The 26,921-nt window shown below is 49.2% G+C and carries 26 protein-coding genes and 1 tRNA gene; 13 read left to right on the top strand and 14 right to left on the bottom strand.

Translation table 11 applies throughout. The features are described from left to right. Positions 1–10 precede the first annotated feature (10 nt). Positions 11–1,150 (bottom strand): diguanylate cyclase domain-containing protein, encoded by a 1,140-nt coding sequence (locus HA050_RS18030; RefSeq protein WP_166829290.1) that lies wholly within the window; start codon positions 1,148–1,150, stop codon positions 11–13. 278 nt (positions 1,151–1,428) lie between these two features. Between HA050_RS18030 and HA050_RS18025 the strand changes: the two genes are divergently transcribed. Then, entirely contained in the window at positions 1,429–1,782 is a 354-nt protein-coding gene (locus tag HA050_RS18025) for a hypothetical protein (RefSeq protein WP_166829288.1), read from the top strand. 69 nt (positions 1,783–1,851) lie between these two features. Here the strand turns inward: HA050_RS18025 and rpsT are convergent, their stop codons facing one another. Next, positions 1,852–2,115 carry a 30S ribosomal protein S20 gene (rpsT, locus tag HA050_RS18020; RefSeq protein ID WP_099398629.1) on the bottom strand — a complete coding sequence of 88 codons (264 nt, stop codon included), beginning with the start codon at positions 2,113–2,115 and terminating at the stop codon, positions 1,852–1,854. 220 nt (positions 2,116–2,335) lie between these two features. Here rpsT and murJ point away from each other — a divergent pair, with 220 nt between their 5' ends. Both murJ and HA050_RS18010 read left to right on the top strand, forming a co-directional pair. Then, on the top strand, positions 2,336–3,883 hold the full coding sequence (gene murJ, locus HA050_RS18015) for a murein biosynthesis integral membrane protein MurJ (RefSeq protein ID WP_166829286.1): 1,548 nt from the start codon (positions 2,336–2,338) through the stop codon (positions 3,881–3,883). A 74-nt stretch (positions 3,884–3,957) separates the two neighbouring features. Continuing rightward, positions 3,958–4,458, top strand: coding sequence for a hypothetical protein (locus HA050_RS18010; RefSeq protein ID WP_166829283.1), 501 nt, complete (start codon positions 3,958–3,960; stop codon positions 4,456–4,458). A gap of 90 nt (positions 4,459–4,548) precedes the next feature. Here the strand turns inward: HA050_RS18010 and HA050_RS18005 are convergent, their stop codons facing one another. The 5 genes from HA050_RS18005 to HA050_RS17985 all read right to left on the bottom strand — a co-directional run bounded on the left by HA050_RS18005 (position 4,549) and on the right by HA050_RS17985 (position 8,743). Continuing rightward, complete coding sequence (locus HA050_RS18005; protein ID WP_166829280.1) at positions 4,549–5,751, bottom strand: amino acid aminotransferase; 1,203 nt, start codon at positions 5,749–5,751, stop codon at positions 4,549–4,551. 280 nt (positions 5,752–6,031) lie between these two features. Then, positions 6,032–6,610: a BON domain-containing protein gene (locus HA050_RS18000; RefSeq protein WP_166829277.1), complete on the bottom strand. Its 579-nt coding sequence runs from the start codon at positions 6,608–6,610 to the stop codon at positions 6,032–6,034. Further along, complete coding sequence (locus HA050_RS17995) at positions 6,610–7,200, bottom strand: phosphoheptose isomerase (RefSeq protein WP_099398634.1); 591 nt, start codon at positions 7,198–7,200, stop codon at positions 6,610–6,612. The genes HA050_RS18000 and HA050_RS17995 overlap by 1 nt, the downstream gene beginning before the upstream one ends. A 2-nt stretch (positions 7,201–7,202) precedes the next feature. Further along, positions 7,203–7,547, bottom strand: a complete 345-nt coding sequence (locus HA050_RS17990) for a YraN family protein (RefSeq protein ID WP_166829274.1) — start codon at positions 7,545–7,547, stop codon at positions 7,203–7,205. Next, on the bottom strand, positions 7,544–8,743 hold the full coding sequence (locus tag HA050_RS17985; RefSeq protein WP_166829271.1) for a penicillin-binding protein activator: 1,200 nt from the start codon (positions 8,741–8,743) through the stop codon (positions 7,544–7,546). The genes HA050_RS17990 and HA050_RS17985 overlap by 4 nt, the downstream gene beginning before the upstream one ends. Between HA050_RS17985 and rsmI the strand changes: the two genes are divergently transcribed. After that, positions 8,738–9,601 carry a 16S rRNA (cytidine(1402)-2'-O)-methyltransferase gene (gene rsmI / locus HA050_RS17980; protein WP_308418916.1) on the top strand — a complete coding sequence of 288 codons (864 nt, stop codon included), beginning with the start codon at positions 8,738–8,740 and terminating at the stop codon, positions 9,599–9,601. The genes HA050_RS17985 and rsmI overlap by 6 nt on opposite strands. Positions 9,602–9,823: 222 nt before the next feature. After that, positions 9,824–9,908: transfer RNA gene (locus tag HA050_RS17975), tRNA-Leu, on the top strand. A gap of 110 nt (positions 9,909–10,018) precedes the next feature. Here the strand turns inward: HA050_RS17975 and HA050_RS17970 are convergent. After that, positions 10,019–10,927 (bottom strand): LysR family transcriptional regulator, encoded by a 909-nt coding sequence (locus HA050_RS17970; RefSeq protein WP_166829268.1) that lies wholly within the window; start codon positions 10,925–10,927, stop codon positions 10,019–10,021. A 56-nt stretch (positions 10,928–10,983) separates the two neighbouring features. Here HA050_RS17970 and HA050_RS17965 point away from each other — a divergent pair, with 56 nt between their 5' ends. From HA050_RS17965 to HA050_RS17950, 4 genes are all read left to right on the top strand, one after another. Continuing rightward, a complete protein-coding gene (locus tag HA050_RS17965) occupies positions 10,984–11,391 on the top strand; it encodes a CidA/LrgA family protein (RefSeq protein ID WP_166829265.1) in 408 nt (135 codons plus the stop codon). Then, positions 11,388–12,083, top strand: a complete 696-nt coding sequence (locus HA050_RS17960) for an LrgB family protein (protein ID WP_166829262.1) — start codon at positions 11,388–11,390, stop codon at positions 12,081–12,083. The genes HA050_RS17965 and HA050_RS17960 overlap by 4 nt, the downstream gene beginning before the upstream one ends. Positions 12,084–12,190: 107 nt before the next feature. Continuing rightward, positions 12,191–12,910, top strand: a complete 720-nt coding sequence (locus HA050_RS17955) for an EAL domain-containing protein (protein ID WP_166829259.1) — start codon at positions 12,191–12,193, stop codon at positions 12,908–12,910. Positions 12,911–13,173: 263 nt separating this feature from the next. After that, the gene (locus HA050_RS17950) at positions 13,174–13,968 is read left to right on the top strand and encodes an endonuclease (protein WP_166829257.1); all 795 of its coding nucleotides are present in this window, start codon (positions 13,174–13,176) and stop codon (positions 13,966–13,968) included. Positions 13,969–14,069: 101 nt separating this feature from the next. Here the strand turns inward: HA050_RS17950 and HA050_RS17945 are convergent, their stop codons facing one another. Then, entirely contained in the window at positions 14,070–15,428 is a 1,359-nt protein-coding gene (locus tag HA050_RS17945; protein WP_205836498.1) for a glycosyl hydrolase family 18 protein, read from the bottom strand. A 269-nt stretch (positions 15,429–15,697) separates the two neighbouring features. Here HA050_RS17945 and metF point away from each other — a divergent pair, with 269 nt between their 5' ends. Continuing rightward, on the top strand, positions 15,698–16,528 hold the full coding sequence (gene metF, locus HA050_RS17940) for a methylenetetrahydrofolate reductase [NAD(P)H] (RefSeq protein WP_166829254.1): 831 nt from the start codon (positions 15,698–15,700) through the stop codon (positions 16,526–16,528). Here metF and HA050_RS17935 read toward each other — a convergent pair. The 4 genes from HA050_RS17935 to HA050_RS17920 form a co-directional block, all read right to left on the bottom strand. Beyond that, a complete protein-coding gene (locus HA050_RS17935) occupies positions 16,500–18,353 on the bottom strand; it encodes a GGDEF domain-containing protein (protein WP_166829251.1) in 1,854 nt (617 codons plus the stop codon). The genes metF and HA050_RS17935 overlap by 29 nt on opposite strands. Further along, positions 18,350–19,441, bottom strand: coding sequence for an ABC transporter substrate-binding protein (locus HA050_RS17930; protein WP_166829248.1), 1,092 nt, complete (start codon positions 19,439–19,441; stop codon positions 18,350–18,352). The genes HA050_RS17935 and HA050_RS17930 overlap by 4 nt, the downstream gene beginning before the upstream one ends. A 131-nt stretch (positions 19,442–19,572) precedes the next feature. Further along, entirely contained in the window at positions 19,573–20,157 is a 585-nt protein-coding gene (locus HA050_RS17925; protein ID WP_166829245.1) for a 2OG-Fe(II) oxygenase, read from the bottom strand. Then, positions 20,147–22,147, bottom strand: coding sequence for a site-specific recombinase (locus HA050_RS17920; RefSeq protein WP_166829242.1), 2,001 nt, complete (start codon positions 22,145–22,147; stop codon positions 20,147–20,149). The genes HA050_RS17925 and HA050_RS17920 overlap by 11 nt, the downstream gene beginning before the upstream one ends. A gap of 358 nt (positions 22,148–22,505) precedes the next feature. On the opposite strand from HA050_RS17920, the gene HA050_RS17915 reads away from it, so the two are divergent. Further along, positions 22,506–24,464, top strand: coding sequence for a DUF2298 domain-containing protein (locus tag HA050_RS17915; RefSeq protein WP_166829239.1), 1,959 nt, complete (start codon positions 22,506–22,508; stop codon positions 24,462–24,464). Between the two features lie 66 nt (positions 24,465–24,530). Here HA050_RS17915 and HA050_RS17910 read toward each other — a convergent pair whose 3' ends face one another. Further along, complete coding sequence (locus tag HA050_RS17910; protein ID WP_205836497.1) at positions 24,531–24,737, bottom strand: DUF1289 domain-containing protein; 207 nt, start codon at positions 24,735–24,737, stop codon at positions 24,531–24,533. Positions 24,738–24,851: 114 nt separating this feature from the next. Between HA050_RS17910 and HA050_RS17905 the strand changes: the two genes are divergently transcribed. Beyond that, the gene (locus HA050_RS17905; RefSeq protein ID WP_166829236.1) at positions 24,852–25,670 is read left to right on the top strand and encodes a UDP-2,3-diacylglucosamine diphosphatase; all 819 of its coding nucleotides are present in this window, start codon (positions 24,852–24,854) and stop codon (positions 25,668–25,670) included. Next, complete coding sequence (locus HA050_RS17900) at positions 25,667–26,713, top strand: glycosyltransferase family 4 protein (RefSeq protein WP_166829233.1); 1,047 nt, start codon at positions 25,667–25,669, stop codon at positions 26,711–26,713. Before HA050_RS17905 ends, HA050_RS17900 begins: the two co-directional genes overlap by 4 nt. Positions 26,714–26,921 lie beyond the last annotated feature (208 nt).

Genomic DNA, 26,921 nt, shown 5'->3' with positions numbered 1-26,921 from the left:
CAGCCAGGCTTTATGCCTGATCACTGACCGCTTCGCCCTGCTGCAAAAAATCAAGCGACCAATCCAGGCCGTACTCTTCATTAGCCAAATGGATCAGTGGCGCAAGGCCTGCTAATAAAGCAGGAAGATGCGGCCGCACTTCTTCCTTATGGCCTTTATGCAGCATCAGCAGCGCATCAGACAGCGGCAATAAAGGCAGACGGTTGACGTTCTCATCCGGCATTAAAATCCGCCCCTCGCCTGAAGAGCCATAAAGGCGTGTAATCGCCTTACTGAATAATGCCGGTGCCAGATGCGTATCGTCATGCCAGGAGTTAGCAACCGCAACGCTGGCACTAACCTCTAAACGCTCATCACGGAAATTAATCCGCGCAGCCGATACGCATTGCCTTAAACGCTCGGCCATGACGCGAACTTCACTTAATGAAGTACCAGGCGCCACAATAGCAAACTGCGGCCCTTCCACATGGGCCAGCGTATCCTCACGGCGCAATTTTGCCGCCAGCAGCTTTGCCAGCAGGCTGAGCATCTGATCTGCCAGCCTGTCGCCTAACTTTTGCTTTAACGGCTGATAATGGTCGATCTCTAAAAGTAAAAGAGTCACTTCAGAATTATGGCGCATGGCGTAGGCCATGGATTGCTCCATCTGCAGCATCAGCAAATGCGAGCTGGCCACCCCTGTACTGTGATCTCTGGATGCAACCTGAGCCTGTTCTGTACGAACGATGGCCAGCTCATGCTGCATGGCAGCAAGATGAATATTCGCAGCGACACGCGCCAGCAGTTCTGTTCTGTCAGTTGATTTAGAAATAAAATCTGTCGCGCCACATTCAACGCATTTTTGCTTGATTGCGTCGTCTTCTTCACCAGAAATAATAATCACCGGCAGCAAATACAGCCGGCCATCCCCGGCACTCCGTGCGCGGGCCAAAAGGCCCAGCCCATCAAGCTCCGGCATACTTAAATCGGAAATAAGCAGCTGAATTGTTTCATCGGCCAGCAGTTGCTGCCAGCCCTCTTCGCCATTGGCCGCTTCGACCACGTCATAGCTGGTGGCAAGATGCTTCTTGATTGTCGCCCGCACAATGCGGGAATCATCCACAACAAGAATGCGGGGTAAATGAAGTTGTTCTGAATCCACTTGCGACATCAAATCATGCTCGTCTTGCATCGTTGATAAAATTTAGCATAAACGCGTCAGCTCTGCCGATATACGGTCAAGTAAGCAGCGATAAATCCGATAATATTCAAGCATCCACCGGTTTTAAATTGGGCCCCAAAAGGAAACCCTGCTGTAACCTGATGCAGTTTTTTCGTTTGCCAGCGGTAAGCTACCTCTAAAGCACATAAAATTAAGCGAATCCTCCGTCCTCCCGCAAGCATTGTATTCATCTCACAAGCGGCCAGCCCAAATAAGGAGCGAGCTTTATGTCTATAAATTTGCAGCTTCAGTTAAGCATTGCACCGCTTTCTTGCTTTGAAGCTCAGCGCTGCCTCACTCAGCTTGCGCGAGAAGGCATTGTAACGCTATGGCAAGATCAACGCCCATTAAGTAATGATACTTGCTTACTTAATTTAAGTGCAGAGTGTGCAAGCTCTGAAAGCCCAGAGTGGCTGAGCGAACGCTTAGCCGCCGCCGTATGGAAAGAAACAGGCCGGTTTGTGCGCCTGAGCTGTCTTGTTGATACCGAAGCAGCAGAGCATCTTTTTACCTTTGAAGAACCAGACTACCAACGCCTTATGCCTGCCTTCCGCCTGCGGATGCCACCATTACGCCGCTGATCTGTAAATAGCGGGCAAACAAAAACCCCAGCCGAGGCTGGGGTTTTCTTCACTCGAACATCCGTAGAATCAGGCCATAGCCTTGATTGCTGCAGACAAACGGCTCTTATGACGAGCTGCTTTGTTCTTGTGGAAGATTTCTTTGTCAGCGATACGGTCAATGATACTGACGGACTGTTGGAAGACAGTCTGAGCCGCAGCTTTATCACCTGCTTCCACAGCCTTCAGCACCTTTTTGATCGCGGTGCGGAAAGCGGAACGCTGGCTGGTATTGTGCTGGCGGGCTTTCTCAGCCTGACGTGCACGCTTGCGAGCTTGGGCACTGTTAGCCATGTTTTGAAACTCCTGACGGGCTTGCCCAAAAAGCGGGCTAATTCGGAAACCGGCGATGATAGCGCCACTTTTACGTTCTGGCAAGCAATGATCAACTTGATTCTGCTCAGAGCACGAAAAAACCTCATTTTTCCCATAAATTCAGTGGGTCACCGCCTGGCTTGCTACAGGGATAAGATACGGCCTTATAATTGCGCCCTCACTACTCAGACCCTCCGGCATGAACCTTCTTAAAACACTGGCAGCAGTCAGCTCCATGACGCTGGTTTCACGCATATTAGGCTTTGTCCGCGACACCATTATTGCCCATGTATTTGGCGCAGGTGCTGCCACGGACGTCTTTTTTACTGCTTTTAAACTGCCGAATATGCTGCGCAGAATTTTTGCCGAAGGTGCATTTTCACAAGCCTTTGTGCCTACTCTGGCCGAGTACAAAACGCGCAAAGGAGAGGAAGCCACCAAAGATTTTGTCGCAAAAATTGCCGGCATGCTGACTTTAGTTCTGGTTTTAGTCACTTTGCTGGGAGTTTTGGCAGCCCCTGCAATTATTTATTTTTCTGCGGCTGGCTTTGCCAAAAACCCGGATAAATTTAATCTGGCAGTCGAGCTGCTCCACTATATGTTTCCCTATATTTTGCTGATTTCGCTATCTTCTTTGGTCGGCAGCATTTTAAATACCTACAATCGTTTTTCTGTTCCAGCCTTTGTTCCCACGCTCTTAAATATTTCATTTATTGCCTGCGCACTCTGGCTGGCCCCGCTAATGGATCGCCCTATTTTTGCACTGGCTATTGCCGTACTGATTGGTGGCGTTGCCCAGCTTTGTTACCAACTGCCCCACCTGGCTAAACTGGGAATGCTGATGTGGCCCAAGCTGGATATGAAAGACGAAGGTGTCTGGCGGGTTATCAAGCAAATGGGCCCCGCCATTTTTGGCGTATCGGTTGCACAGATCAGCCTGATTATTAACTCCAACCTTGCCTCTTTTTTAGCTTCAGGCAGTGTTTCATGGATTTACTATGCCGACCGGCTGATGGAATTCCCAACGGGCGTGCTTGGCGTGGCCTTAGGAACGATTCTGCTGCCCAGCCTGGCCCGCAGCCATGCCAGTGGTGATCAGGCCAGCTATGACCGCTTACTGGATTGGGGACTGCGCCTGTGCATCATGCTTTGCCTGCCGGCCACCGTGGCCTTAGCCATCCTTGCTGAGCCTTTAGTGCTCACCCTGTTCCAGGGCGGCAAGTTTTCTATGCACGATGCCTTAATGACCCAACAGGCGCTGGTGGGCTATAGCGTGGGCTTAATCGGGCTGATCCTGATTAAAATCCTCGCCCCGGCGTTTTATGCCCGCCAGGATATTAAAACCGTGGTGCGTATCGGCATTATCACGCTATTGGCCACCCTGGCGATCAACCTGATTTTCTTGTACACCCTGCCACTTAAGCATGCCGGGCTGACGCTGGGGATGAGTTTGGGTGCGTGCCTGAATGCAGGCTTGCTATACCGCACGCTGCGTTTACGGGGCTACTACGCCCCACAAGCTGCATGGAAGGGTTTTATGCTGCGCATCGTACTGGCCGTCGCTACCATGAGCGCCCTGCTCTTTGTGCTGCTGCACTTTATGCCCGCCTTTGCCGGAATGCATAAGCTGGTCAGGGCAGGCTGGCTTAGTGTTCTGGTTGTCACCGGTGCAGGAGCTTACTTTGCGGCACTCTTTGCCCTCGGTTTCAGACCAAAAGACTTTTCACGCAAAGCGATTACGGATTAGTGAATAACTTATCAGGCAGGTTTAAAAAAATTCCCCTGCTAAATATACTCATTTCAAACGAAACAGAGGTCTTAATGAAACCACTCAGAACAATCATCATTGGCATGATATTGGGATTGATTGGCCATACAACTTCGGCAGCAGACGAATTTGCTCTGCTGCGGGAAGAAAAACTAGGCAATCTGCAGATTGGTCTTCCTGAAAAAGAAGTCATAAAAACAATCAGCTGCAAGGAAAAACGCGGGCCTGATAAATTGTGGGATGCAGACGGGGCCTATCATCAGGAGTGGTTTTATACCGATTGTGGCATTACGCTTGATATGGTTTCAGAGAAAAAACGCGGCGCAAAAAAAATAGCAGCAATTACCATATTTGCACCCAGCACTTTAAGTACCCGCCGTGGCATCAGGATTGGCAGCAGCATGCAGGATGTGATGAAAGCCTACAAACCCTATTGGAATAAAGAAGAGAGTGACGCCAATCATTTTATAGCGGGCAGCATCTATGGCGGAATCATCTTTAGCCAGGAAAAAAAGAAAGTGAAAAGTATTTTTCTTGGTGCGGCGGCTGAATAAAAAACCTTGCAACAAGGCCAAAGCCATTACATTTTCCCAATAAAAAACCCACGAATCGCTTCGTGGGTTTTTTATTAGGTGCCCGCTAAATTACAGCACTTTAGCAATCGCATCTGCTACGTAATCAATGTTTTTTGTATTGAGTGCAGCAAGGCAAATCCGGCCAGTTGAAACCGCGTAAATACCGTATTCGTTTTTCAACACTTCAACCTGCGCCGCAGTCAGGCCGGTATAGGAGAACATACCACGCTGAGCCGCTACAAAACTAAAATCTTGCGCTACGCCACGCTCTGCAAGCTTAGCAACTAGGCTGGTACGCATTGCACGGATACGATCACGCATGCCGGCTAATTCGTCCTCCCACTGCTGACGCAACTCTGGGTTGGACAGCACTGCAGCCACTACAGCACCACCATGGATAGGTGGGTTGGAGTAGTTGGTACGAATCACGCGTTTCAGCTGGCTTAATACCCGGCCCGCTTCCTCACGGTTTTCTGTCACGATGGACAAAGCACCTACGCGCTCGCCATACATCGAGAAGCTCTTAGAGAAAGAGCTGGAAACAAAGAATTGCAAACCAGAGGCAGAGAATAAACGCACAGCAACGGCATCTGCATCGATGCCATCAGCAAAGCCCTGATAAGCCATATCAAGGAAAGGCACCAGGTTACGCTCACGGCAGGCTTCAACCACTTCCGCCCACTGTGCATCGCTCATATCTGCGCCAGTCGGGTTATGACAGCAGGCGTGCAATACGATGATGGAGCCTGCTGGCAGGCCAAGCAGAGCCGCTTTCATGGCGGTGAAATTCACACCGCGAGTCGCTACATCGTAGTAAGGGTAGTTTTCTACCTTAAACCCTGCTGATTCAAACAATGCGCGGTGGTTTTCCCAGCTTGGATCGCTGATATAGACGCTGGCATCTGCATTCAGACGCTTTAAGAAATCAGCGCCGATTTTCAAAGCGCCCGTGCCGCCTAAAGCTTCTGCAGTGACGACGCGGCCGGATGAAACCAGCTCGCTGTCCGCACCAAACACCAGATTTTGTACCGCCTGATTGTATGCACCCAAGCCTTCGATGGCTTGATAGCCCCGTGGTGGCTGGGCTTCCATACGGGTTTTTTCTGCCGCTTTTACCGCAGCCAGCAATGGAATCTTGCCATTGTCATCGTAATACACACCCACACCCAGATTAACCTTGCCAGCACGTGTATCGGCATTGAAGGCTTCATTAAGACCCAGAATCGGGTCACGAGGTGCCATTTCTACTGCGGTAAAAATCGAGGATGTCATCCTGTACTCCAGCAAAAGTAATTGGGAAGGCGTGAAAGCAATCTGGCTCTCTGAACAGCATGGTGACAGTAAGAAAGCAAGACGGCTGGCAATGCGCTAAAAGCACACTTTACAGCCAGCAATTTTAGCATGGTCAGGCCCACACACGGCCTTTTCCTTGTAAGCAAAAGCACTGCACGCGCAAAACTTTGCCCATCTTGCCGACCATCGGTCATGATTTTTATGCAGTGCAACAAAAAGCGAGCCTGCAAGCTCGCTTTTTAATAAGCATCCCAAAGCTTTAATTTACAGCTAAAGGCTCAACCAGCTTCACGACCTGCCGCACACCCGAAACACGGCTGGCAGCACGGGCAGCAGATTCGGCAATATCAGGCCTGCTTACGCCCATTAAATAAACCACGCTGCGCTCGGTAATGACTTGCAAATGCACTGCGTCGGCATCGTTGGCATCCGCCAGCAAGGCGGTCTTCACTCTGGCGGTCAGCTGTGTATCGTACAGACGATTAGCGGCAGTGGAAGGCACAGAAACAACGGTTTCGTTGTAAATTTTACGGGCCCTGGACTGGCGCTGAGCAATTTCATACACCTTTGCCTTAGCCGCCTCATCCGGCACTTCGCCTGTGAGTAATACCATGCCATTAAATGCAGTGACATTGATATGGGCTTTTTCTTTCCATGTATCGATGATATCGCTGCTAATTTTTGCGCCTAAATCAAAGTCTGTTTTGATGACTTCTGACTTACGCGGATCCGATCCCACCATAGCGCCTACAGCTACGCCGCCTACCAGAAGAATGGGGACGCAGGCAGATAAAGACGCCGCCAGCCCCAGGGTGAGTAGTGCGCTTTTTAGCCGCATTATTCGCCGCCCAGCAACATAAAATCAACTGCGTCGCATAGCGCATGAATCATGGTGATATGTACTTCCTGGATTCGTGCCGTGCGCTGCACCGGCACACACAAATGCACGTCGTCACCCGACAGGATTTCACCAATCTGGCCGCCATCCCGCCCGGTAAAGGCAATCACATTCATTTGCCTGTCGTGTGCTGCATGAATTGCTGAAATCACATTCGCAGAATTACCCGATGTAGAGATCGCAATCAACAAATCGCCAGGACGGCCCAGGGCATGCACTTGCTTAGAGAAAACCAGATCGTAATCGTAGTCATTGGCAATAGCGGTAATCGCCGAAGTATCGGTAGACAAAGCGACTGCGGCCAAGCCTGGGCGTTCACGCTCGAAACGGCCCACCATTTCTGCAGCAAAGTGCTGCGCATCAGCAGCCGAGCCCCCATTACCGCAGGTTAAAATCTTGCCGTCCGAGATAAAGGTTTGCACCATTTTCTCGGCACCAATACGAATCCCTGGGGAGAGCAGCTCCATGGCCATTTGCTTGGCGTCGATGCTATCCAGAAAATGCTGTCGAATACGTTGTGCTAAATCCATTTTTATCCCTCAGTGGCGTCTATACAGTTTTGGAGCCAGTTGATCGTTTCCCCTTCAAAGCAAATTGCATCGAAGCGGCAAGGCGGTAAAGGAGAAACATTTATTAGGTAATATTGTGCGGTCGCACGCAGTTTAGCGCGTTTCGCAGGGCTTATGCTGGCCGCCGCCCCGCCAAACCGCGCATTGCGCCGCTGCCGCACTTCCACAAATACTAAGGTATTACCGTCCTTAGCGAGTATGTCAATTTCACCACGCTGGCATTGCCAGTTGCGCCCGATGATTTTTAAACCCTGTTGCTGCAAGAAAATCACAGCCGCATTTTCTGCGGCAAGGCCCAGCTTGTTCATGGTATCGGGGTTGCCGGAGCGCTCTCTTCTGCGCTGCTAAAAGTATTAAGCGTGAGCTCCCGCTCAATTAATCCGCCGCTTCCCAAGGTGATGTGCCCGCTTAAACCATCAAAATCAACTTCTGCCTGTTTACTCAATAAAACAGCCAGCTTCCATGCATCAACCCCCAGTGCAAATAAACGCTCAACATCATTCGACTTTGAACGATTCCGATTCAGCAAAGCGTATTCACTGTTGCCCGGCTGCAAAATCCACGGTGTTTCTAAATAACGGATTCCATTCATATCCACACGAGCCGTCCGGCTTAAAGCACCCGGATTAATCTGGCTGGTGGCATAAACCGGCCGCTCGTTACCAATAAATGGGCGGGAGATCCGTGTTTGCCTGGAGCCAGCGGCAAAAAAGACCGAGTCATGCCCGCCGTCTTTCAGCTGAGCCCTCAAAGCCTGCGCCTGGCTGCGTGCATCTTTTAAAGAAAAGATCGTGGGTTGCGTGCCATTTGCCTCTTTCCAGCTATCCACAAAGCCCTGCACCATCCGGCCAGCCAGTGGGCTGTCCCCTTGCAAAACCAAAGGCATACGCAGGCCATCATCAAACATTTGTCTGGCAATTTGCTGGGCCTCCTGCTCTATAGACAAGGAAAAACTATAGAGCTGAGCACGGCGCAATGTTTTTTCATCGAAAGAATTCAAACCAATGACTGGGATATCAAAATCGCCCACATCGGCCAGATAATTAATTGAAGGCTTGGTAAGCGGCCCGATAACCGCTATCGCGCCCTGCTGATGCAGCTGCTGAAACTGCTCAAAAACCTCAGCAGGAACATCATCAGTATCAAAAATTTTTACTGCAGGCACATCAGCACTGCCATTGGTTTTTTCAGCAGCCAATACGCCGGCTTTAATCGCATCTACCGCAGGACGCATCGCCTTACTTTTACCTGGCAGCAATACCGCAATAAAACCATCGCGCCTAACCGGCTTAGCCTCAGCAGGCGCAAGGGGTAAGATCTGTGCCGGGCTGGCCTCAGAGGCCGCCGCCTGTGAGGCAATGGTAAACGCGGGTTTAGCGGCCACAGGAGCAATAACAGGCGCAGCAGCACAACCGGCTATGGCAGTAAGCAGTACAGCACCGTATAGTACGGACCCTAGCGCACTGCGCCATTCCGAAGCAAAAAGGAGAGCCTTGGCGTGCATACAGAATCCAATCCTATTATTAAGTCCGCATTATATGTGGTAGCCACTCCAATCGGTAACCTTAACGACATGACGCCCCGCGCCATTGCCGCACTAAAAGGAGCCGATGTGATTGCGGCCGAAGATACCCGGGTTACCGGGCAGCTGCTTAAACATTTTAATATTTCGACACCAATGGTGTCTTTGCGAGAGCACAACGAACACAGCATGGCTGAAAAGCTGGTAGCCCGCATACTGGCCGGGGAAACAATCGCGCAAGTATCCGATGCCGGAACACCTGCCGTCTCTGATCCCGGAGCCCTGCTTGCTGCAGCAGCACACGCAGCGGGCTGCAGGATTATCCCGGTTCCTGGCGCATCTGCACTGACAACTGCATTATCGGCCAGTGGCTTTAACTGCCCGCACGCTTTGTTTTATGGCTTTTTACCGCCCAAGACCAAGCAACGCTGCGATGCACTAAGCGAACTAAAAGATCAAAGCTTCATCAGCGTGTTTTATGAAGCACCACACCGTATTGTGGATTGTTTAAACGATATGGCCAGTGTATTTGGCCCGGATCGTGAGGCAGTTCTCTGCCGGGAAATCACCAAAACCTTTGAAACTATCCGCCGCCTGCCACTTGGCGAGCTGGCCGCATGGGTTGCCAGCGACAGTAATCAGGAGCGTGGCGAATCGGTTGTGGTGGTGAATGCAGCGCCCCGAGCAGAAAAAGCCGATGGCGCTGATTACGACAGCGTTTTATTGCCCTTAATTGCTGAATTGCCACTCAAACAGGCCGTGGCGCTGGCCGTTTCCATTACCGGCGCACCTAAAAACGCCCTGTATGAACGTGCTTTAACGCTAAAAAAAGAAGCATAAAACGATTTCTGCCGGAAAAAGCACAGGAGGTTTGCTGACAAATCCATCAAGCTATACGATTTATGTTCAGCCTGATGTATGAATCTGCAAACCCTCTAATAATAAATCCGCCTTAAATAACAATAATTTATGTAATATTCCAGAAAATATCCGCAATTAACGGCAGATAATACTTGCCAAGCAAGGCAGGCTTCTACATAATTCGACTCCTGCACTGAACGAGCCCGGGTGGCGAAATCGGTAGACGCAGGGGACTCAAAATCCCCCGCCGCAAGGTGTGTCGGTTCGAGTCCGACCCCGGGCACCACTCGTTAAGTACTGATAAATAAAGGATTTCACGGCATCGGCCTGAAATCCTTTTTTTTCGTCTGTGCACCCTCACATCGCAAAAACACCGCACTTTTTAAGCCATCCCCTTCAGCGCAAAGCCTCAATCCACGCTCTTGCTGCACGCGATAAATACACATCCTTACGCCAGCCAAGCGCGATTCGCCACGGGATTTCAGGCTCGCTTAAAGCGGCAATCACACAACGGCCAGCCGGAATACGGCGGGCAACAGATTCGGGCAGTAATGCCACACCCAGACCGCTTTCAACCAGAGCCACCATAAACTCCCATTGCCCGCTTCGCCCCGCAATTTGCGGGCTGAAACCCTGAGTCTGGCAGGCTGCCTGCACTCTGTCGTTCAGCGAATAGGAAGCACTATAAAGCACAAAATGCTCCGTACTCAGCTCGGTCAGGCGCACCTCAGACCGGCCCTGCCATTTGGATGTGGCAGCAGCGACTAAAACTAAACGATCATCCGACAGCGGCAGTGTTTCAAAACGATTTTCATCGACGGGCAGCAGCAATCCGCCAATCTCCAGCTCCCCAGTATCCAGCGCAGCTTCAATGGCTTTGCCGCCTTCTTCACGCAGGCTCAGCTCGATCTGCGGATGTAGCCGTTTGAAATTAGCAATCAGCGGTATAAATAACATACCGGCCAAAGGCGGCACCCCCAGCGTCAGCTCGCCAACGGCCATGGTATTTAAATCGGCCAGCTCGGCTTGCAGACGAGCCTCTGCAGCTAATACGTCCAGGCCCCGATTCAGCACCACACGCCCTGCGTCAGTAAGATGAAAACGGCGGTATTCACGAAGCAGCAGCGGCGTGCCCAGCTCTTCTTCCAGATTTTTAACCATTTTGCTGATGGTTGGCTGAGTGACATTCAGTGCTTCTGCTGCGGCTGTAAAACTTTGTAAATTTACGACTTCGATAAAGTAGCGCAGTGCTTTGATATCCACGACACATGCCAAATTGGAATAGATATCATGATAATAAGTCATTTCAGCTATTTATCCAGAGGGCGTAATATCAAGGCTTATGACAAGGAGTTGAAGTGGTGTCTGACAAGCTGTTTTCCTTTTTCCGTGTGCTCGCCCAAATTGGCCTCTTGATTGCCATTTGGCTGGCATCCGACTGGTTTGTGCGACGTACCGGCTTACCTGTACCTGGCGGCGTATTAGGGCTGGGTATTGTCTTTGCACTCCTGCTTTCAGGAGTACCGCTTAACTGGGTTAAAGATGGCGCTCAGTGGCTATTAGCCGAAATGCTGCTGTTTTTTGTGCCTGCAGTGGTTGCCATGGTGAAATACAAAGCACTCTTTATCAGTGAAGGCTGGCAGTTATTGGTGGTGATTTTCTTAGGTACGGCGCTGGTGATGTGCGTGACCGCCTTAGTGGTAGACCGTTTTTTTAAAATTGAACATCAGCTGCGTTTGGCAAAAGCCAAAAAGCGATCGGCATCATGACTCTGTCTGTCTCTGCACTTGCCTTTATTTGTCTGGTACTGACCATTGGTGCATACGCACTGGCTAAGTTTTTATATGCGCGCCATCAACGCTGGTGGCTGGCACCACTGGTGTTAACACCGGTACTGCTGGTGGCGTTTATGCTGCTGACACATACCCCTTACGAAACTTATTATTCTGATACCCGCTGGCTCTTATGGCTGCTTGGCCCTGCCACGGTGGCTTTTGCGGTGCCCCTCTATGAATACCGCACCCTGATGGTCAAACACTGGCTGGCTTTATCTGCAGGCGTCATTGCTGGCTGCTTTACCGCGTTGCTGAGCTGCGTTCTGCTGGCAAAACTATTTCATTTATCGCCAGAGCTTACCCGCAGCCTGTTACCCAGATCCATCTCCACACCTTTTGCCCTGGCCGTATCTGATACCTGGGGCGGATCACACGAGCTGACGGCCTTATTTGTGGTGATTACCGGCTTAATGGGCATGCTGTTTGGCGAGCTGATGCTGGTGCTGCTACCACTGCGCTCCAGACTGGCACGCGGTGCTTTATTTGGCGCAGCCGCCCATGCGGTGGGCACCGCCAAGGCGCGGGAAATTGGTAATGAAGAAGGCGTAGTCGCCTGTATCACCATGATGGTTTCAGGCGTAGTGATGGTACTGATTGCCCCCTTACTGACTCCCCTATTTGCCTGAGGCAGGGTTATCTCTGTGTGTTGATTACAAACAAAGACAATATTTTCTTATTCGCCAGCTCCATAGTCATTATAAGATATGAAAATTATTCTCGCCTTTAACAATCAATGCCTAAATTATCCCCAATCCTCTTGCTTGATGTAATTCAACAGCAACGATTTGGCGTTGAATATCAACCATTAATTCATACACATAATTTAGAGACAATTGCCCATGAAGCGCTTGCCCGGTTTTATCGGGCAGATGAACAGCTGCTTCGTACTGATCATTTTTTTAATGCGCTGCATGAAAGTCCACTGACCTTGTTTCAGGTGGAATATCAAATGAAGCAATTGCAATTAGAAAATGCCCCCAGCGGTGAATTGTTTTTAAATCTTGATCCTGATGCCTATGCAGTGACCGAAATAGCCGGTGAAATCAATCCCCTGCTGGAGCTGATCCATTGCCGCACCCATATCGTGCTGGAGATCATAGAAAACAGTAATATTTCTGATGCACGCCAAAGCGCAAATATGGCAAAAGCATTTCATGAAAAGAATATCCAACTGGCATTGGACGATATTGGCTCGCCGCACTCCATGCTTTCGCTGCCCATATTAATTACCGTAGATTGCTTAAAGTTTGACCGAAGCTGGTTTAATGAGCTGGATCAGGCAAATCATCGTACGGCCTTAGAAAACCTGATTCGCTACGCCAAAGACACCGGCAAACGCACCGTATTAGAAGGAATAGAAACCATCGAACAGCTGGAAATCGCCCGCCAGCTGGATGTTGATATGGTGCAGGGCTTCTTGTTTAAAGAGCGATTTATCCGCGTGCGGACATAAAAATATGTAATCAATTCAATTAATTAAGAAATAATCACCTATTAAGCCGCTTTTACTTCCTGTAAAAGCATTACACCATGGATTTCATCTCATAAAATGCACCGCATTTGCCAGAGGCTGTACGCCTCTGTGTTTATTTGCCAATCGCCCAATCATCCGCACAGGAATAAGCCCAAGCAATGTCGTCGAATAAAAAACACAGTCTTTATGCAATTGCCATAATTATTCTGATTTGTAGTTTAAGCGCTTGTGACGATAGCAGCATGGCTCAAATTGAGAAAATAGCCCATAGCCAGGAGGCCAAAACACTGGCCAAACTGGGTGAAATAGCAATTGATAAAGCGCTTAATCAAAAAAATGAGACCGAATCCAATCCATCCCCGAACGAGCCGGTTGAATTAGTCACTGGCCGCACCGCCACGGGCCAGCGGGATTTCAACCGCGCCAAACAAGTCTTGCCCGATGTATTTCGCGGCATGGAAAGCGATTTCTACTGTGGCTGCGCCTATAAGGGCAAAGAAATGGATTTGGCCAGCTGCGGCTACACCCCCAGAAAAAGCGAAACACGCGCTTCGCGTTTGGAGTGGGAGCACGTGGTCCCGGCCTGGGTATTAGGCCATCAGCGTCAATGCTGGCAAAACGGCGGGCGCAAAAACTGCAGTGATAACGATCCGCAATTTAAAAGCGCCGAAGGCAATCTGGTGAACCTGGTGCCGTCTGTGGGCGAAGTCAACGGCGACCGCAGCAACTTTGCCTATAGCGCATGGACCCGCAATCCCGAGCCTATGTATGGCCAGTGCAAGACAATTGTTGATTTCAAAAACAAAAAAGCCCAGCCACGGGAAGAAGTGCGGGGCCGGATTGCCCGCATTCATTTTTATATGTACGAGCGCTACCAGCTCAAACTATCCAGACAAGACCAGCAGCTGATGTGCGCATGGGCCAAAACCTACCCGGTGGATGATTGGGAAATCAAGCGTGATCAGCGCATTGTGAAGCTGCAAGGCGATGGTAATCATTTTGTGAGTGAAAGAAAAACAGCGGATTATTGCGCCTGATAAGCATACCTTGCCAAGCGTTGTAAGCAAGGCCGGGTCTGCGGCTTGATGCCTGACCCGGCCCCATCACTCACTTAGCTGAAACACACTGCCTGCAAATACTAAGGCAGTGTTTTTAATGCAGCGGCTGCAGGTTTAGAGAAGTTATACCCGTCGTGCTTATCCCAGTTAACCGACCATGTCATTACCCCACGGTAATCGGGATATGCTTTGGCAGGTTTAATGCTGCCGCAATTTTGCAGCTTAGTCAGGCAAGTCAGCGAATCGGCCACCACTTTTGCGGTAACAAAACCGCGCCCTGCTGATTGCGGCCCCGACGGCACACCAAAAGCCACCTGATCCGGGCGCAAGCCTTTGAAAGTCCAGCCCGTGCCATAGCTGACAGAGAAGCCTTCAATCAGCATCATACTGCCCGCCACCAGCGCATCTACCGTGCCTTCATTGAGCGTGGCGGTGGAATATGGCGAGGTAAAGCCACCATTATTGTAATACTGCACATGCAGCACCGTCAGCTCATCCCGCAAGCCATCAATAATCGGCAGGTAAGCGCCCCAAATGCTGCCATAGGAAATGTACCCTCCCTGCACATAAGGATGCTCGGGAGCCATCGACAGGTAAAAGCCCGGGCCCACCTTAGCTTTAAGCTGCTTCACGCCGGTAATCAGATTATTAATAATCGGCGCACCAATCGAAACTCCGCTGCCACTCTCCAAATCCAGATCAATCCCGTCAAAGCCATATTTAGTAATGATGGCGTAGAGGCTATCCACAAAGTGGCTGACATCGGAGGCGCTGTTTAATGTGATCGAGCCATCCTGCCCGCCTAAAGACAACACCACTTTCTTGCCCTTGGCCTTCAGCGCCGCCACATCGGCAATAAATTTCGCCTCACCACCAGCATTCTTATCCAGATTAAACGCCACATTGCCGCTGCCGGCATTATCTGCAAAAGCGACCACCACCACATTCCAGTCATCACTGACCTGAGCCAGCGGGAAAGTATCGCCAGCCGGATTGGTAAAGTTATGCCAGTAGCCCACTAATGCATGCTTGGGCAGCGTTCCTGGTGTTGGTGTTGGTGTTGGTGTTGGTGTTGGTGTTGGTGTTGGTGTTGGTGTTGGTGTTGGCGTTGGCGTTGGCGTTGGCGTTGGCGTTGGCGTTGGCGTTGGCGTTGGCGTTGGCGTTGGCGTTGGCGTTGGCGTTGGCGTTGGCGTTGGCGTTGGCGTTGGCGTGCCTGCAATTTCTTTCCACAAGGCTGGTGTTGCCGCAGGATTCCAGTTGGCCCCCACGTAGGCAGTGTGCGTTACCAAGGCCTGATATGTTTTACCTGCGTAAACCACCTGAGTGCCGCTGCTATAGGTATTCCCTTCTTGCCAGTTATCCAGAGCGAAGGCTGAAATACTCAGCATCAGCGAGGCAATTAGCATGGCAACACGGGTAGTGCTAGTCTTTTTAGTCATAACTCCATCCTTATTAAGTATATTGAAAGTGCCCACTACTTTCTGTGAAGCAGTTATAAGCACGGCGTCAGCATACAACAAGTAAGCAAGCAGCTAAGCCTTTGAATTCAAAAAAATAGTTCTTGAAACCTCACCCAACGTCATCTATATAACGCAGCTTTTACACTGCAAAAACATTAATTTCTTTCATGTTTTTAATGAAAAGCCTGCATGCAATGCATACACCGCCAATGTTAAGATGAAACGATTAGCGCCCAGGATAAAAAATAATGACGCCCTCCCCGATCAGCTTTGAATTTTTCCCTCCGAGAACGCCAGAAGGCGCAGAAAAACTACGCACCACTCGCCGGCAGTTGGCACAATTTAAGCCCGAGTTTTTCTCAGTCACCTTTGGTGCTGGCGGCACAACGCAGGAAGGCACACTGAACGCCGTGCTGGATATTCAATCCGAAGGCCATGCGGCTGCGCCACACCTATCCTGTGTGGGCTCGTCCAAAGAAAGCATCCGCAAGATTGTGCAAAACTATAAAGACCACGGCATTCGCCATATTGTGGCTTTGCGTGGCGATATTCCTTCGGGGATGGGGGATTTTGGCGAGTTTCGTTACGCAAATGAATTGGTAAGTTTTTTACGTGATGAATTTGGCGATTGGTTTCATATTGAAGTGGCTGCCTATCCGGAGTTTCACCCGCAAGCCCAAAGCGCCGAAGCCGATATTCGCAATTTCGTAAATAAAGTGCGCGCTGGTGCTGATTCGGCCATTACCCAATACTTTTTTAATGCGGATGCTTATTTCCGTTTTGTGGATGAAGTGAATGCACGCGGCGTAACCATTCCTATCGTGCCGGGCATTATGCCTATCCAAAACTTCAGCCAGTTGGCGCGTTTTTCTGATATGTGCGGAGCAGAAATTCCCCGCTGGCTGAGGCTGCGGCTGCAAGCCTTTGGCGACGACACGGCATCGATCCGCGCCTTTGGTTTAGATTTTGTCACCGAGCTGTCTGACCGGGTATTAGCCGGTGGTGCGCCGGGGCTGCATTTTTATACCCTTAATGCAGCCGGCGCAGTTTCTACCGTTTGCCAGCGCCTTGGTCGCTGATCGATTCAAGCACCTGCACCTGATTACCACTGCGTTTGGCACGATAAAGAGCCTTATCCACCATGCGTAAGAAGTTAGCAGCGCTGATTTCTTCTGCCCCTGAATAAACGGCAAGGCCCTGGCTGATCGTCAGGGCTGAGCCGTCTTCCTGCACCAGCCCAAGCTTTATCATCGCAAGGCGAATACGTTCAGCCAGCAATTTGCCCACATGCAAATCGGTATTGGGCAATAAAAGCACAAACTCATTGCCCTCAATCCGCGCTGCGCAATCACCCGTACGTTCCGCAAATTTAGCTAAAACTGCTGCCACTTTCTGCAAAGCGATATCGCCCTCATGGCGGCCAAAGCTATCGTTATATTGCTTAAATGAATCGACATCCAGAACGATTAATAATAAGGGTTGCTGATCCCGGATGGCATTCGCCATTTCTTGCTCAAGCCGCTCATCAAAAACGCGCCGGTTTGCAATTCCGGTTAAAGCATCATGGCGGGTTAAACGTTCTAATTGGGTATTGGCGGCCAGCAAAGCATTCTTTGCTTCTTTCAAAGATAATTGCTGACGGCGATGCGCTAATACATTGGAGCAGAGGCCCGCCACGAGAGGCAGTAAACGCATTTCCAGCTCGGAACACACACGATCCTGGTCAGATACACCCGCAAATAAAAGCCCTAAACGCTCGCCATTAAAATCAAGCGGCAGCACTGCTAATTGCGTTAAATGCAAATCACGGCATAACGCAGCCTCATCGCTCTCATCAGGTAAATCACCACCGATGCCCATTACAAAAGCAGACAACGAATCAAGATTTTTCTTGCTTAACTGAAATAAGCTGCGTTTGCCTAAATTAAAATCAGTACGAATTTTTTTATCATCTTTATCCCAAAAACAGATATCGCCTTTTTGGCTGTCATCGGCAAAATGAATAGCAATCAAGGCATCAAGCCCCATCAATTGCCCTGTTTCTTTTAATGTTTGCTCTAATCCAATTTTGGCACCATCTAAAGGCATACTCAAATAACGAGCTGCATCTTTAGATAACAACTGTAAAAACCCGGATAAATAAAATGATTCATCCGTACGCTGGGCCACTTCAACTTCTAACTGATCACGGCTTTCCGCCAGAGCATGGATCAGCTGGCCACGCTGCTGCTGCTGATGTAATAAATTATTTTGTAAATTAGCAAAACCTTGCAGCAGATTATCTAATTCATCACGAACCGGGCTTTCAAATAAAGGCGGAGGGGGAGCGGTATCTAAATGATCGGGCCGCAAAAGATGAGTATGAATGGTCAAGGCATCCAGGCGCCGTAATACCACTTTTCGCAAGAAAAGTTGTAAAGCAAAAAGCAGCCCGGTTACAAAAAGTAATTGCGCAAGCGCAAAAGGAAAAACACGATATGCAACCTGCTTCCAGATTTCATAGCGATCGCTGATTAAAGTCAGGCTTCCCACAGGAATCACGCTGCTTTTATGCATTAATTCAACGGTATAGCTTAATTCCTTAGCGGTCTCATTAGTGTCACCCCTTAAGTAACGGGCACCACTGGGTGTTGTCAGAACAAGGCCAGCCACACTGCTTACTGCAGAAAGGGTATCAATCTCTTCGGTAATGCCAATGGGATCAATATCCCACAGTGCAGCACTCAAACGGGGCCGGTGCTCCTGGACCAGGCTGACCAGCTGAGCATGCAAATTCTCAGCCACATCAAAATAACTAAGCACCGCATACACCATCACAATCACCAGCATCAGCAAAAAGCCAATGCGATATAAAATTTTACTTAGCCGCTGTGCTATTGGCTGGAAATGCTTACGTGCGCTCATTGTAATAAGGACTCTAAAGAAAAATCATACTGCTTTACTTTGGGATTCAGTACTTTGCTGTAACGGGCAAAATTAATCTTTTGCACGCCTTCTTCGCTAAACCGATCCATAAATAAATTAGCTTTCGATGCGCTCACTAAACCCAATAAAGGCAATTGCATTTGTGCGCCCTGCTGACCACTAAAATCCTGACCATGGGCATAATCATACAGCAGCACCATGCTCCATGCCCCCACCATAAAATGCCCCGCCGATAAAGCGGTTAAACGACCATTTTTAATCATTGAAATGGCATCATTGGAATAATTAATTGCAGAAACTAAGACTTCTTTATTGCGGCTTTTTCTTTGCTCTAAACTTGCAATCACACCAAAAGCCATCAAATCATTAGCGCACCAGACAGCCGCAACATCAGGGTAGCGGTCACGCAGCACATTCATTTGCTCAGCAGCAAGCCCGCGGCCCCAATTGCCATAAACAATTTGCTTTAATTCCACATTGGGAAACTCTTTGAGCGCCCTCTGTAAACCCAGTACACGATCCTGTGACGCAGGAGTGGACTTATCACCTGCAATTGCCAGTAATTGATATTGCCCGTTGGCTGCAGGTTTTTTAGTCTGCACCAGCCGGGTTAATAATGCTTTACCTGTTAAATAACCAGCCTGCTGATTATCAGGGAATAAGCTTCCTATCCAATATTTAAAATGTGTACGGGGAGTACCAAATTGCTTAACCTGATCTGGCGTTAAATCATTCAGCGCCAGCAAAACTGGGATGCGTGCCCGCTCGGCAATGGCCAGTAAAGGCGGCGCCATTTGCCTTTCATTAACCACAATTAAATAATCCGGTTTCGGGCCCTGATCCAGTGTTTGCTGCAGCAAAGAAGGCATGCGCAAATGATCGCGCTCCGCATAAACAACTCTCAGCTCCATACCCAGATTTTTAGCCGCTGCAGCCATCGCCTGGCTCACGCTGACCCAAAATGTTTCACTTTCTTTGCCTGGATTAACAAACAAAACCGAAATCGCCCACGAAGATGAGCTGCTTAATAGCAATATCAAAACACAAAGACATCGGCATAAATTCATATATCACTCCCAAGTAATAAAGGAATGAAAAGTGTTATTTTGCATCGATACAGCATCCTTTACGGCAGCACTGATATAAGTTTATCCACGGCAATTGTAAAGTTTACACCCTGGCACCGCTATGTGCTGAATCACATAGATCTGCGGCGAAACCATCCGGTTAAAGATAAACGCTCCCGCTGGCTAATTAATACTTCATGCTCAAAACGATTAGATAAAAAAATCACCAGCTTGCCGCCCTGAGGTAGGATATCCAAATGGCGGTGCTCATCTAAATATAAACGTAATTCTCCGCCGTCCTGTTCTGTCCATTCCGGATTAAGATATAAAACAACCGTTACAACCCGGCTGTCTTCACCCCGGTGCTGATCCAGATGGCGCGCATAAAAACTGCCCACCGGATAAGCAGCAAAATGGCATTCCAGCTCATCCAATCCCAAATACAATGCTGCATTCAGGCTTTGCTTTAATTCATCCAGCTGGCTTAATGCCCTGGCCGCAATCGGATCATTAGCATCAATCCAGCAAATATTATCGCCCCTGATTTGCTCCTGCACGATATGGCCTTCTTTTCTGCCTATCCCTGCCTTGTGAAATAAATCCCGCCGCTCCTGCATTGCCGAAGCCAGAATTTGCACTTCGTTGCTGTCTAAAAATTGTGGAACAATCGTAAAGCCATGTTCTGCCAAATCATCAAGAATTAAATCAATGCCCATTTGTTTCGCCCGATACTACATCTTTTGTTGGGATAAAAAAATCTGCCGGCCGTTTCAAAAAACGGCGCATAAGCTGGCCTAATAATGGCCGGGTCTGACCAAAAGACAGCTTGCGTGAACGCAGTGCAACCCAAAGCGCTAAAGTAAAGCTCATCACAAGATTAGTCATTCCAATCAGCACCACGCCCAGCAGCGAGATCACCACGACATACCAGTCCATCTGGAAATTTTGCGCAACTAAAGCAAAAGAAAAATTCGCCGATGAAAAAGTAATATGCCGGATATCAATTGGTAAGCCCAGCAATGCACCAATTGTACCTATTGACCCCAGCATAATCCCAAAATAAAAATTACCAGCCAGAGCGCCTAAATTATGCTCAATATAATTTGCTATTCTTTGTGTTCTGGCAGCTCCAAGCCAGCGGTTTAACCAGGGCAATGCAGCAATTCGCTCAGGTATTTCGTTATAAATCGCTTTATTGTCGTAATAACCAGAAATCAGCCCCGACATAAACAAACACACACCTGCTATAGCGGCATGAAAAATAGCCAGGCTGGCAATTGGGCTTAAATCCTGCAGCAAATGATTCGCTTTATCAGTATTTACAAAAGCCTCGCCTAATTGCCATTGCCAGGCCATACCAATCAATAATGCCACGGGCATGGCCAGTAAAACATTGCCCGCAATAGCCACAAACTGTGTTCTGAAGACTTTAACAATCAGCTCAACCAATTCGCCCAGGCTGTCTTTTTGCTTTGCAGAAGAATGAATTGATGCTGCAATTTTAGCGGCCGTCATTGCGGGCTGCTTGGTTGCCACAGTAAAGTGCATGATATGAATAAACATAAACCCAAATGCATAATTCAAACTAAATGCAATTGCTTCCAGCAATAAAGGCAGATGTGCTTTGGTAATCAGAATTTTCAGCATGGCCATAAAGCCAACAATAATCCCCGCCCCGGCCGCCGATTTAAACATTCCTACCCAATCACGACGGGTTTCAGCGATGTAGTGCTCGCCGGTATGGCTGGCATGCTCTGTGACCTGCAAAGCCAGTAATTCGGTATTTTCTGCAAAAAGGTCTTTTAAACTATATTTGCGATTTTCTGCAGTTACAAAAGCATGCAGGGTATTCAGTAAAGTTGTTGATTTTTCTGGCGATGGATCAGGATTAGCCAGAGTCAGTAAAGTTTTCAAACGATCAATATGCTGGCGTAAGCGGATAAGCAAATATGTTAAGCTCACTGACACACCCTGCTTAGCCGCATTTTTGCGTACTTTGGCAATAACTTCTTCGCATTGAGCCAGCAATACACGGATTTGCAAATCATCTTCACTAGGCTTGCCATCATGAATTAAATCTTGCCGGTAACGCTCAATCCAGGCCAGTGTTTCTACATTTTGCCGCACAAAAGGCGATTCAAAACGTTCGATATCCGGATGATTTTTTACAATTTCAGGCTCAAGCCCTATTGCTGAAACACGGCAGGATAAAACCTGAATCGCTTCGAGCATTTGCACTAAAGTCAGATTAATACTGTCTCTGTCTGTTTCATCATGAAAATGCAATGCATTGCCTAAATCCTGCCACACCTCGTGCGGCACATTGCCAAACCAAACGTAATCATCATGGTGATTAAACGCAGCACCAAATAAATCTTTTAATGAGGATAAATTAACCGTCGGTGGCAGCAGGCTATGGCCAATTCGCCGCACCAGTGCATCATAAAGACTTTCATTTGAAAGAATGCCGGTATCGGTATAAAGATGAACCTGCTTTGTTGTTGAAAGCAAATGCAGTAAATGGCGGCGTAAAGCCGTGCGCAATTCAATATGCTGTTCCAGCAAATAGCACAAGGCCTGAATATTATTAACAGCCTGAGTGGTGTTTTCAGCTTTAGCGGGGCGCAATGCAGCTATCAGCTGGCAAAGCAGCCCGAAAGCGTGATCCACCGTAGCGGCCTGCATCGATTTCAGTATTTTTTCCATTCAGTACTCTTTGTTCAATTTATTACAGAGTGCTTAAAGCACCACATCCTTCTCAGGCGGTTGCACTGCAGATCCTCTAAGCATTTTTAATTTGATGTTTCCGGTTGACCTGTCTCTGGCAGAGATAGTGCCCCTAATAATCTGTTTAATGTGAATTGGACGGGAATCAAGCCCTGTTGGCAAGCCGCCTTTTTCCCCTTTTCATCTTTATAGCGACCCAGTACTCACTTAGCTTAACTGCAACCTAGCAATACAGTGAATGATTTGTCAGCAAAAACAGACCATTCCTAAGCATTAAATCATTTTAAGCTTGCACTTATGTACAATCTGTCAGAAATGACTGATAAGGAAGCAAGCGATGCATTTGATTTACCTGATGCTGACTGCCGCTATTTTACTGGTGAACTTAGCCGCTCTTGGCCGCCTCTTTAGTAACTACTTTGCAGATGCACAGCTTGCAAGAGCCGCCGGAACGCTTACTCTGCTGACGGGGTTCTTCTTTATTGAGCACTTCATTGGTCTTGGGCGCTTAAGCTGGATCTGGCCAATCAGCACTTTACTCAGTGTTCCACTCTTGTTTAAGCACTGGAAAACGGGGGGCTGGCGGGATGAGCTGCCATTCTGGCTGCCCTTTGCCTATGTATTTGCCTGGCGCTTTGTCTTCCCCGATATTGATGGCCAATCCGAGCACCTTACTGATCTGGCTTTTGTATCTAACTATATCAGTGGCACAAAGCTGCCCCCGGTGGATGTCTGGCTACCCGCTTACCGGTTCGATATTTACTACGGCTTTTTGCACTACGCCACCGCCTTAATGGGGCGTGTATTGGCTCTGGATGCAGGGCGGGCGATGAACTTTGGGTTTTGCCTGACGATCGCACTGACCATCAGCCTGGCCTGGAGCATCACCAGCCACTTTATTGCAGAACGTTGGAAAAAAGGCTTGCTCATCGCCGCGCTCTTAGTGGGTGGCACAGGTGTCGCCCCACTTCTCCCTGTGCTTTTTGAGCCAGCAAGCAATGATCAGGCCGCCATTACCCAGCTGTGGGCGAATACCCGGTTTGCGGGGCTCTATGATCAGCAGATCAATACTGCAGCAGGCCAGGCACTCTTTCCCAAAACAGAAGGGGTCACAGCGAGAGAATTACCTCTGGAAACGCTGTCTTATTACATCTACCTCGGTGATTTACACCCTCCCCTCGCAGGCTTTGCCCTGCTCTTTTTTGCGCTCGCTCTGATCATCCGTTTAGAAAATGAAGCTAAAGCAAAGCCACTCGCCTTTGCTTTAGGCGCAAGTGTGCCACTATTGCTTGCGGTAAATGCCTGGAATCTGCCCTTGCAGGGCTTGCTGGTCTTGGGATGGTGCGTCTATCGGCGGGCAGGCCGGCAACCTTATTACCTAAAATATTTAATCGCCGGGGCCGTCTGCGCTCAGGGTTTACTCTACCCCTTTATCAATAGCTACGCGCCCAATGCCTTATCTGCTGGCTTTGCCTTAGTTGCAGCAGAGGATCACACCCCATTGCGCCAGGGCCTGGCCATCTGGTGGCCTGTACTGTTGCTGGCTGTTTTAGCACTTAGTCAGGGAAGCAAAAACCAGCTGGCCTTCTGGAGCGGAGCAGGCGTTTTATTATTGCTGGCGCTGATGGAGTTCGTGTTTATCGACGATCCGCTCTCAGGCGCCTATAACCGTTTCAACTCAACCTTAAAATGGTGGTCCTGGCTTTACCCTGCTGCGCTCATACTACTGGGATCAATCACCCTCAGCAGCCCTAAGCGCTGGCAACAATATCTGGCTGCAATCCCCCTTATCGCCATCTGCGCCTATGCTCTGCCTCAGGCTCAATACTGGCGCTACCACCCCAAAACCAGTGCAGGCCAATTTGCAGGGGATGGCTGGTTAAAAAATGACTTCGCCCACAGAGCAATTTTGAATCACCTGCGTACGGCAGAAAAAGGTGTGGTCCTGGAAGGGCTAGATGCAGGCTCTTACACACCGGCAAGTGCCTTTGCCCTGCACAGCGGCCATCCTGCGGCACTGGGCTGGCCAGATCATGAAAGCCTGTGGCGTAATCAGGCGCCCTTTATTCAGGCGGAAGCAGGCAAGATCCGTGCCTTTTATCATGCATCTCTTCCCAATGCAGAAGCATGGCTCAACAGCCAGAACATTCGTTATATCGTGTGGAGCCGCTTTGATCAAACCCGCGGGCCGGCAGCATTCTCCCAGCTTAAGGCACAGCTTGAGCCCCACTATGCATGGCGCGCTTTAGTGATAGAAAACGGTGTTGAATTTGGCGTTTGGGAGCGACGCTTCTAAGCCGCAACTTTTCTCTTAGCAGGAGGGAATTCAGAGTCGCCGGGCTCCCTCCTGCACAGAAATGTATCACCCTTCCCTAAGCCAGGGCGCAACCTTGCCGCCTTGTCGCCATTGCTCTTCCAAACGCGCCCATATTTTATTTTTATCCTCATCACTCATCATGACCCACGTCGATACCTCGACGACGCTACGGCCACATCCACGGCAAATTTCATCCCCAAGCGCGGTTGAACAAACGGCAATACATGGTGAATCAGGGCGATTTTTTTCCAATATTTAATCTCCTTGTGGTGGAAAGTAATCACTAATTACTGCCAAACATCCCTATCACTGATCTGTCACAAACAACCGGCATGATTTAACAATCCCCTCCCAGAGCCTACAAGTATGCCGGAGAGCACTCTCAAGTTTCGCAGCATTTGGATCTCTGACCTCCATCTTGGTACATCAGGCTGCCAGACTGCTTATTTACTCGACTTTCTCAAGCATTGTGATGCCGATCATCTTTATTTGGTTGGCGACATTATCGATGGCTGGGCCTTAAAACGCTCATGGTTCTGGCAGCAAAGCCACAATGACGTTATCCAGAAAATTCTCAGAAAAGCCCGCAAAGGCACCAGGGTAACGTATATCCCTGGCAACCATGATGAAGGTGCAAGGCAGTTTTTAGGGCTGATGTTTGGGGAAATCATCATCGAAGATGAAGTCATCCATACCATGGCCAATGGTAAACGCTTTCTGGTACTGCATGGCGATCGCTTTGATGGCGTTGTGCAATGCGCAAAATGGTTGGCAATTGTCGGTGACCGCCTCTATACCATTACATTGAAACTAAACCATTGGTTTAACCGTGCCCGTGCAAGGTTTGGCCTGGGCTATTGGTCTCTGTCACAGTTTCTGAAACATAAAGTGAAATCAGCAGTGAGTTTTGTATCCAATTTTGAAACGGCAGTTGCAGCAGAAGCCAAAGCTCTCGGCCTGGATGGCGTCATTTGCGGGCATATCCATAAAGCAGAAATGCGCGAAATTGATGGCGTGCTCTACTGTAATGATGGCGACTGGGTAGAAAGCCTGACCGCCCTCGTTGAATTACCAACAGGTGAATTGCGCATCCTTACCTGGCAAAAATTCTTTCATGAGCAGCAAACAGAACTTATCAACCTGTACGCACCTAATTCACCCCTTTTCGAAGGAATGACAGCATGAATATTTTGATTGTGACTGATGCATGGGAACCTCAAGTAAACGGCGTGGTTCGCACCCTCAAGCAAACCCGGCAAGAGTTGGAGCATCTTGGTCACATCGTTGACGTGCTCTCCCCTCTCGAATTCAAAACCATTCCCTGCCCTACCTACCCGGAAATTCAGCTATCCCTGTTTCCTGGCAGAAAGATTGCTCAGCGCATCAAAACATTCAAACCGGACGCTATCCATATCGCTACAGAAGGCCCTTTAGGGCTGTCTGCACGCCGCTACTGCATCCGCAACAAGCTCCCCTTTACCACCGCCTATCACTCGCGTTTTCCGGAGTATGTACAGCTGCGCATTGGCATTCCTCTTTCATGGACTTACGCCTGGCTGGCCCGCTTTCATAATGCAGCAGAAGCCGTCATGGCCCCTACTCACGTTGTGGTAAAAGACTTAGAAGCCCGTGGTTTCAAAAAGGTAGTTATGTGGTCTCGCGGCGTCGATCTCAAAATATTCAGCCCGGGCGACAGAGAACGCCTGCAAACCCGCCACCCTATTTTTGTCTATGTAGGCCGTGTAGCCGTAGAAAAAAACATAGAAGCATTTTTAGAGCTCGATTTACCCGGCTCTAAGTGGGTATGCGGAGATGGCCCTGCAGCGGCACAATTGCGCGCCAAATATCCCGATATCAACTGGCTGGGTGTACTTAGCCAGGAAGAGCTTGCCAAAGTTTATAACGCAGCCGATTCTTTTGTTTTCCCATCAAAAACAGATACTTTCGGCTTGGTTCTGCTCGAAGCAATGGCCTGCGGCTGCCCCGTAGCCGCTTATCCAGTCACCGGCCCGATTGATGTCATTGGCGCAGATGGTCCTGGCGCACTTAATGCTGATTTGCAAAAAGCCTGCTTAGACTCTTTAAAATTAAGCCGCGAAGAAGTACGCAAGCACGCAGAAAAATTCTCATGGGCTGCAGCCAGTCAGCAGTTTCTGGCACACTTGCACCCATTTACACCCACAGCCCAAAACGAGCTGGCACTCAGCCTAGCAAACACGGGTGAATAAACCGCTGATGATATAGGGGCACAATTTTTGCAGATTGAATAACAGTTCTGCGTGCGAGGTTGAGATCGCACAAGTTGGGTCAGCAGCTTTATCGCGCAACCCAACAAGCAACCCCACTGCCAGTTGCTGCTCCATTTCTTCCGCGCAAAGCAAAACCCCCGCCTCTTTCGAGTACGGGGGTCTTGTTACGGCTTAGGGTGTCTGGCAA

Source organism: Iodobacter violaceini, assembly GCF_011601265.1.
GTDB lineage: Bacteria > Pseudomonadota > Gammaproteobacteria > Burkholderiales > Chitinibacteraceae > Iodobacter > Iodobacter violaceini.
The sequence above is the reverse complement of the archived record's forward strand: the minus strand, read 5'-3'. Positions and strand labels throughout refer to the sequence as shown.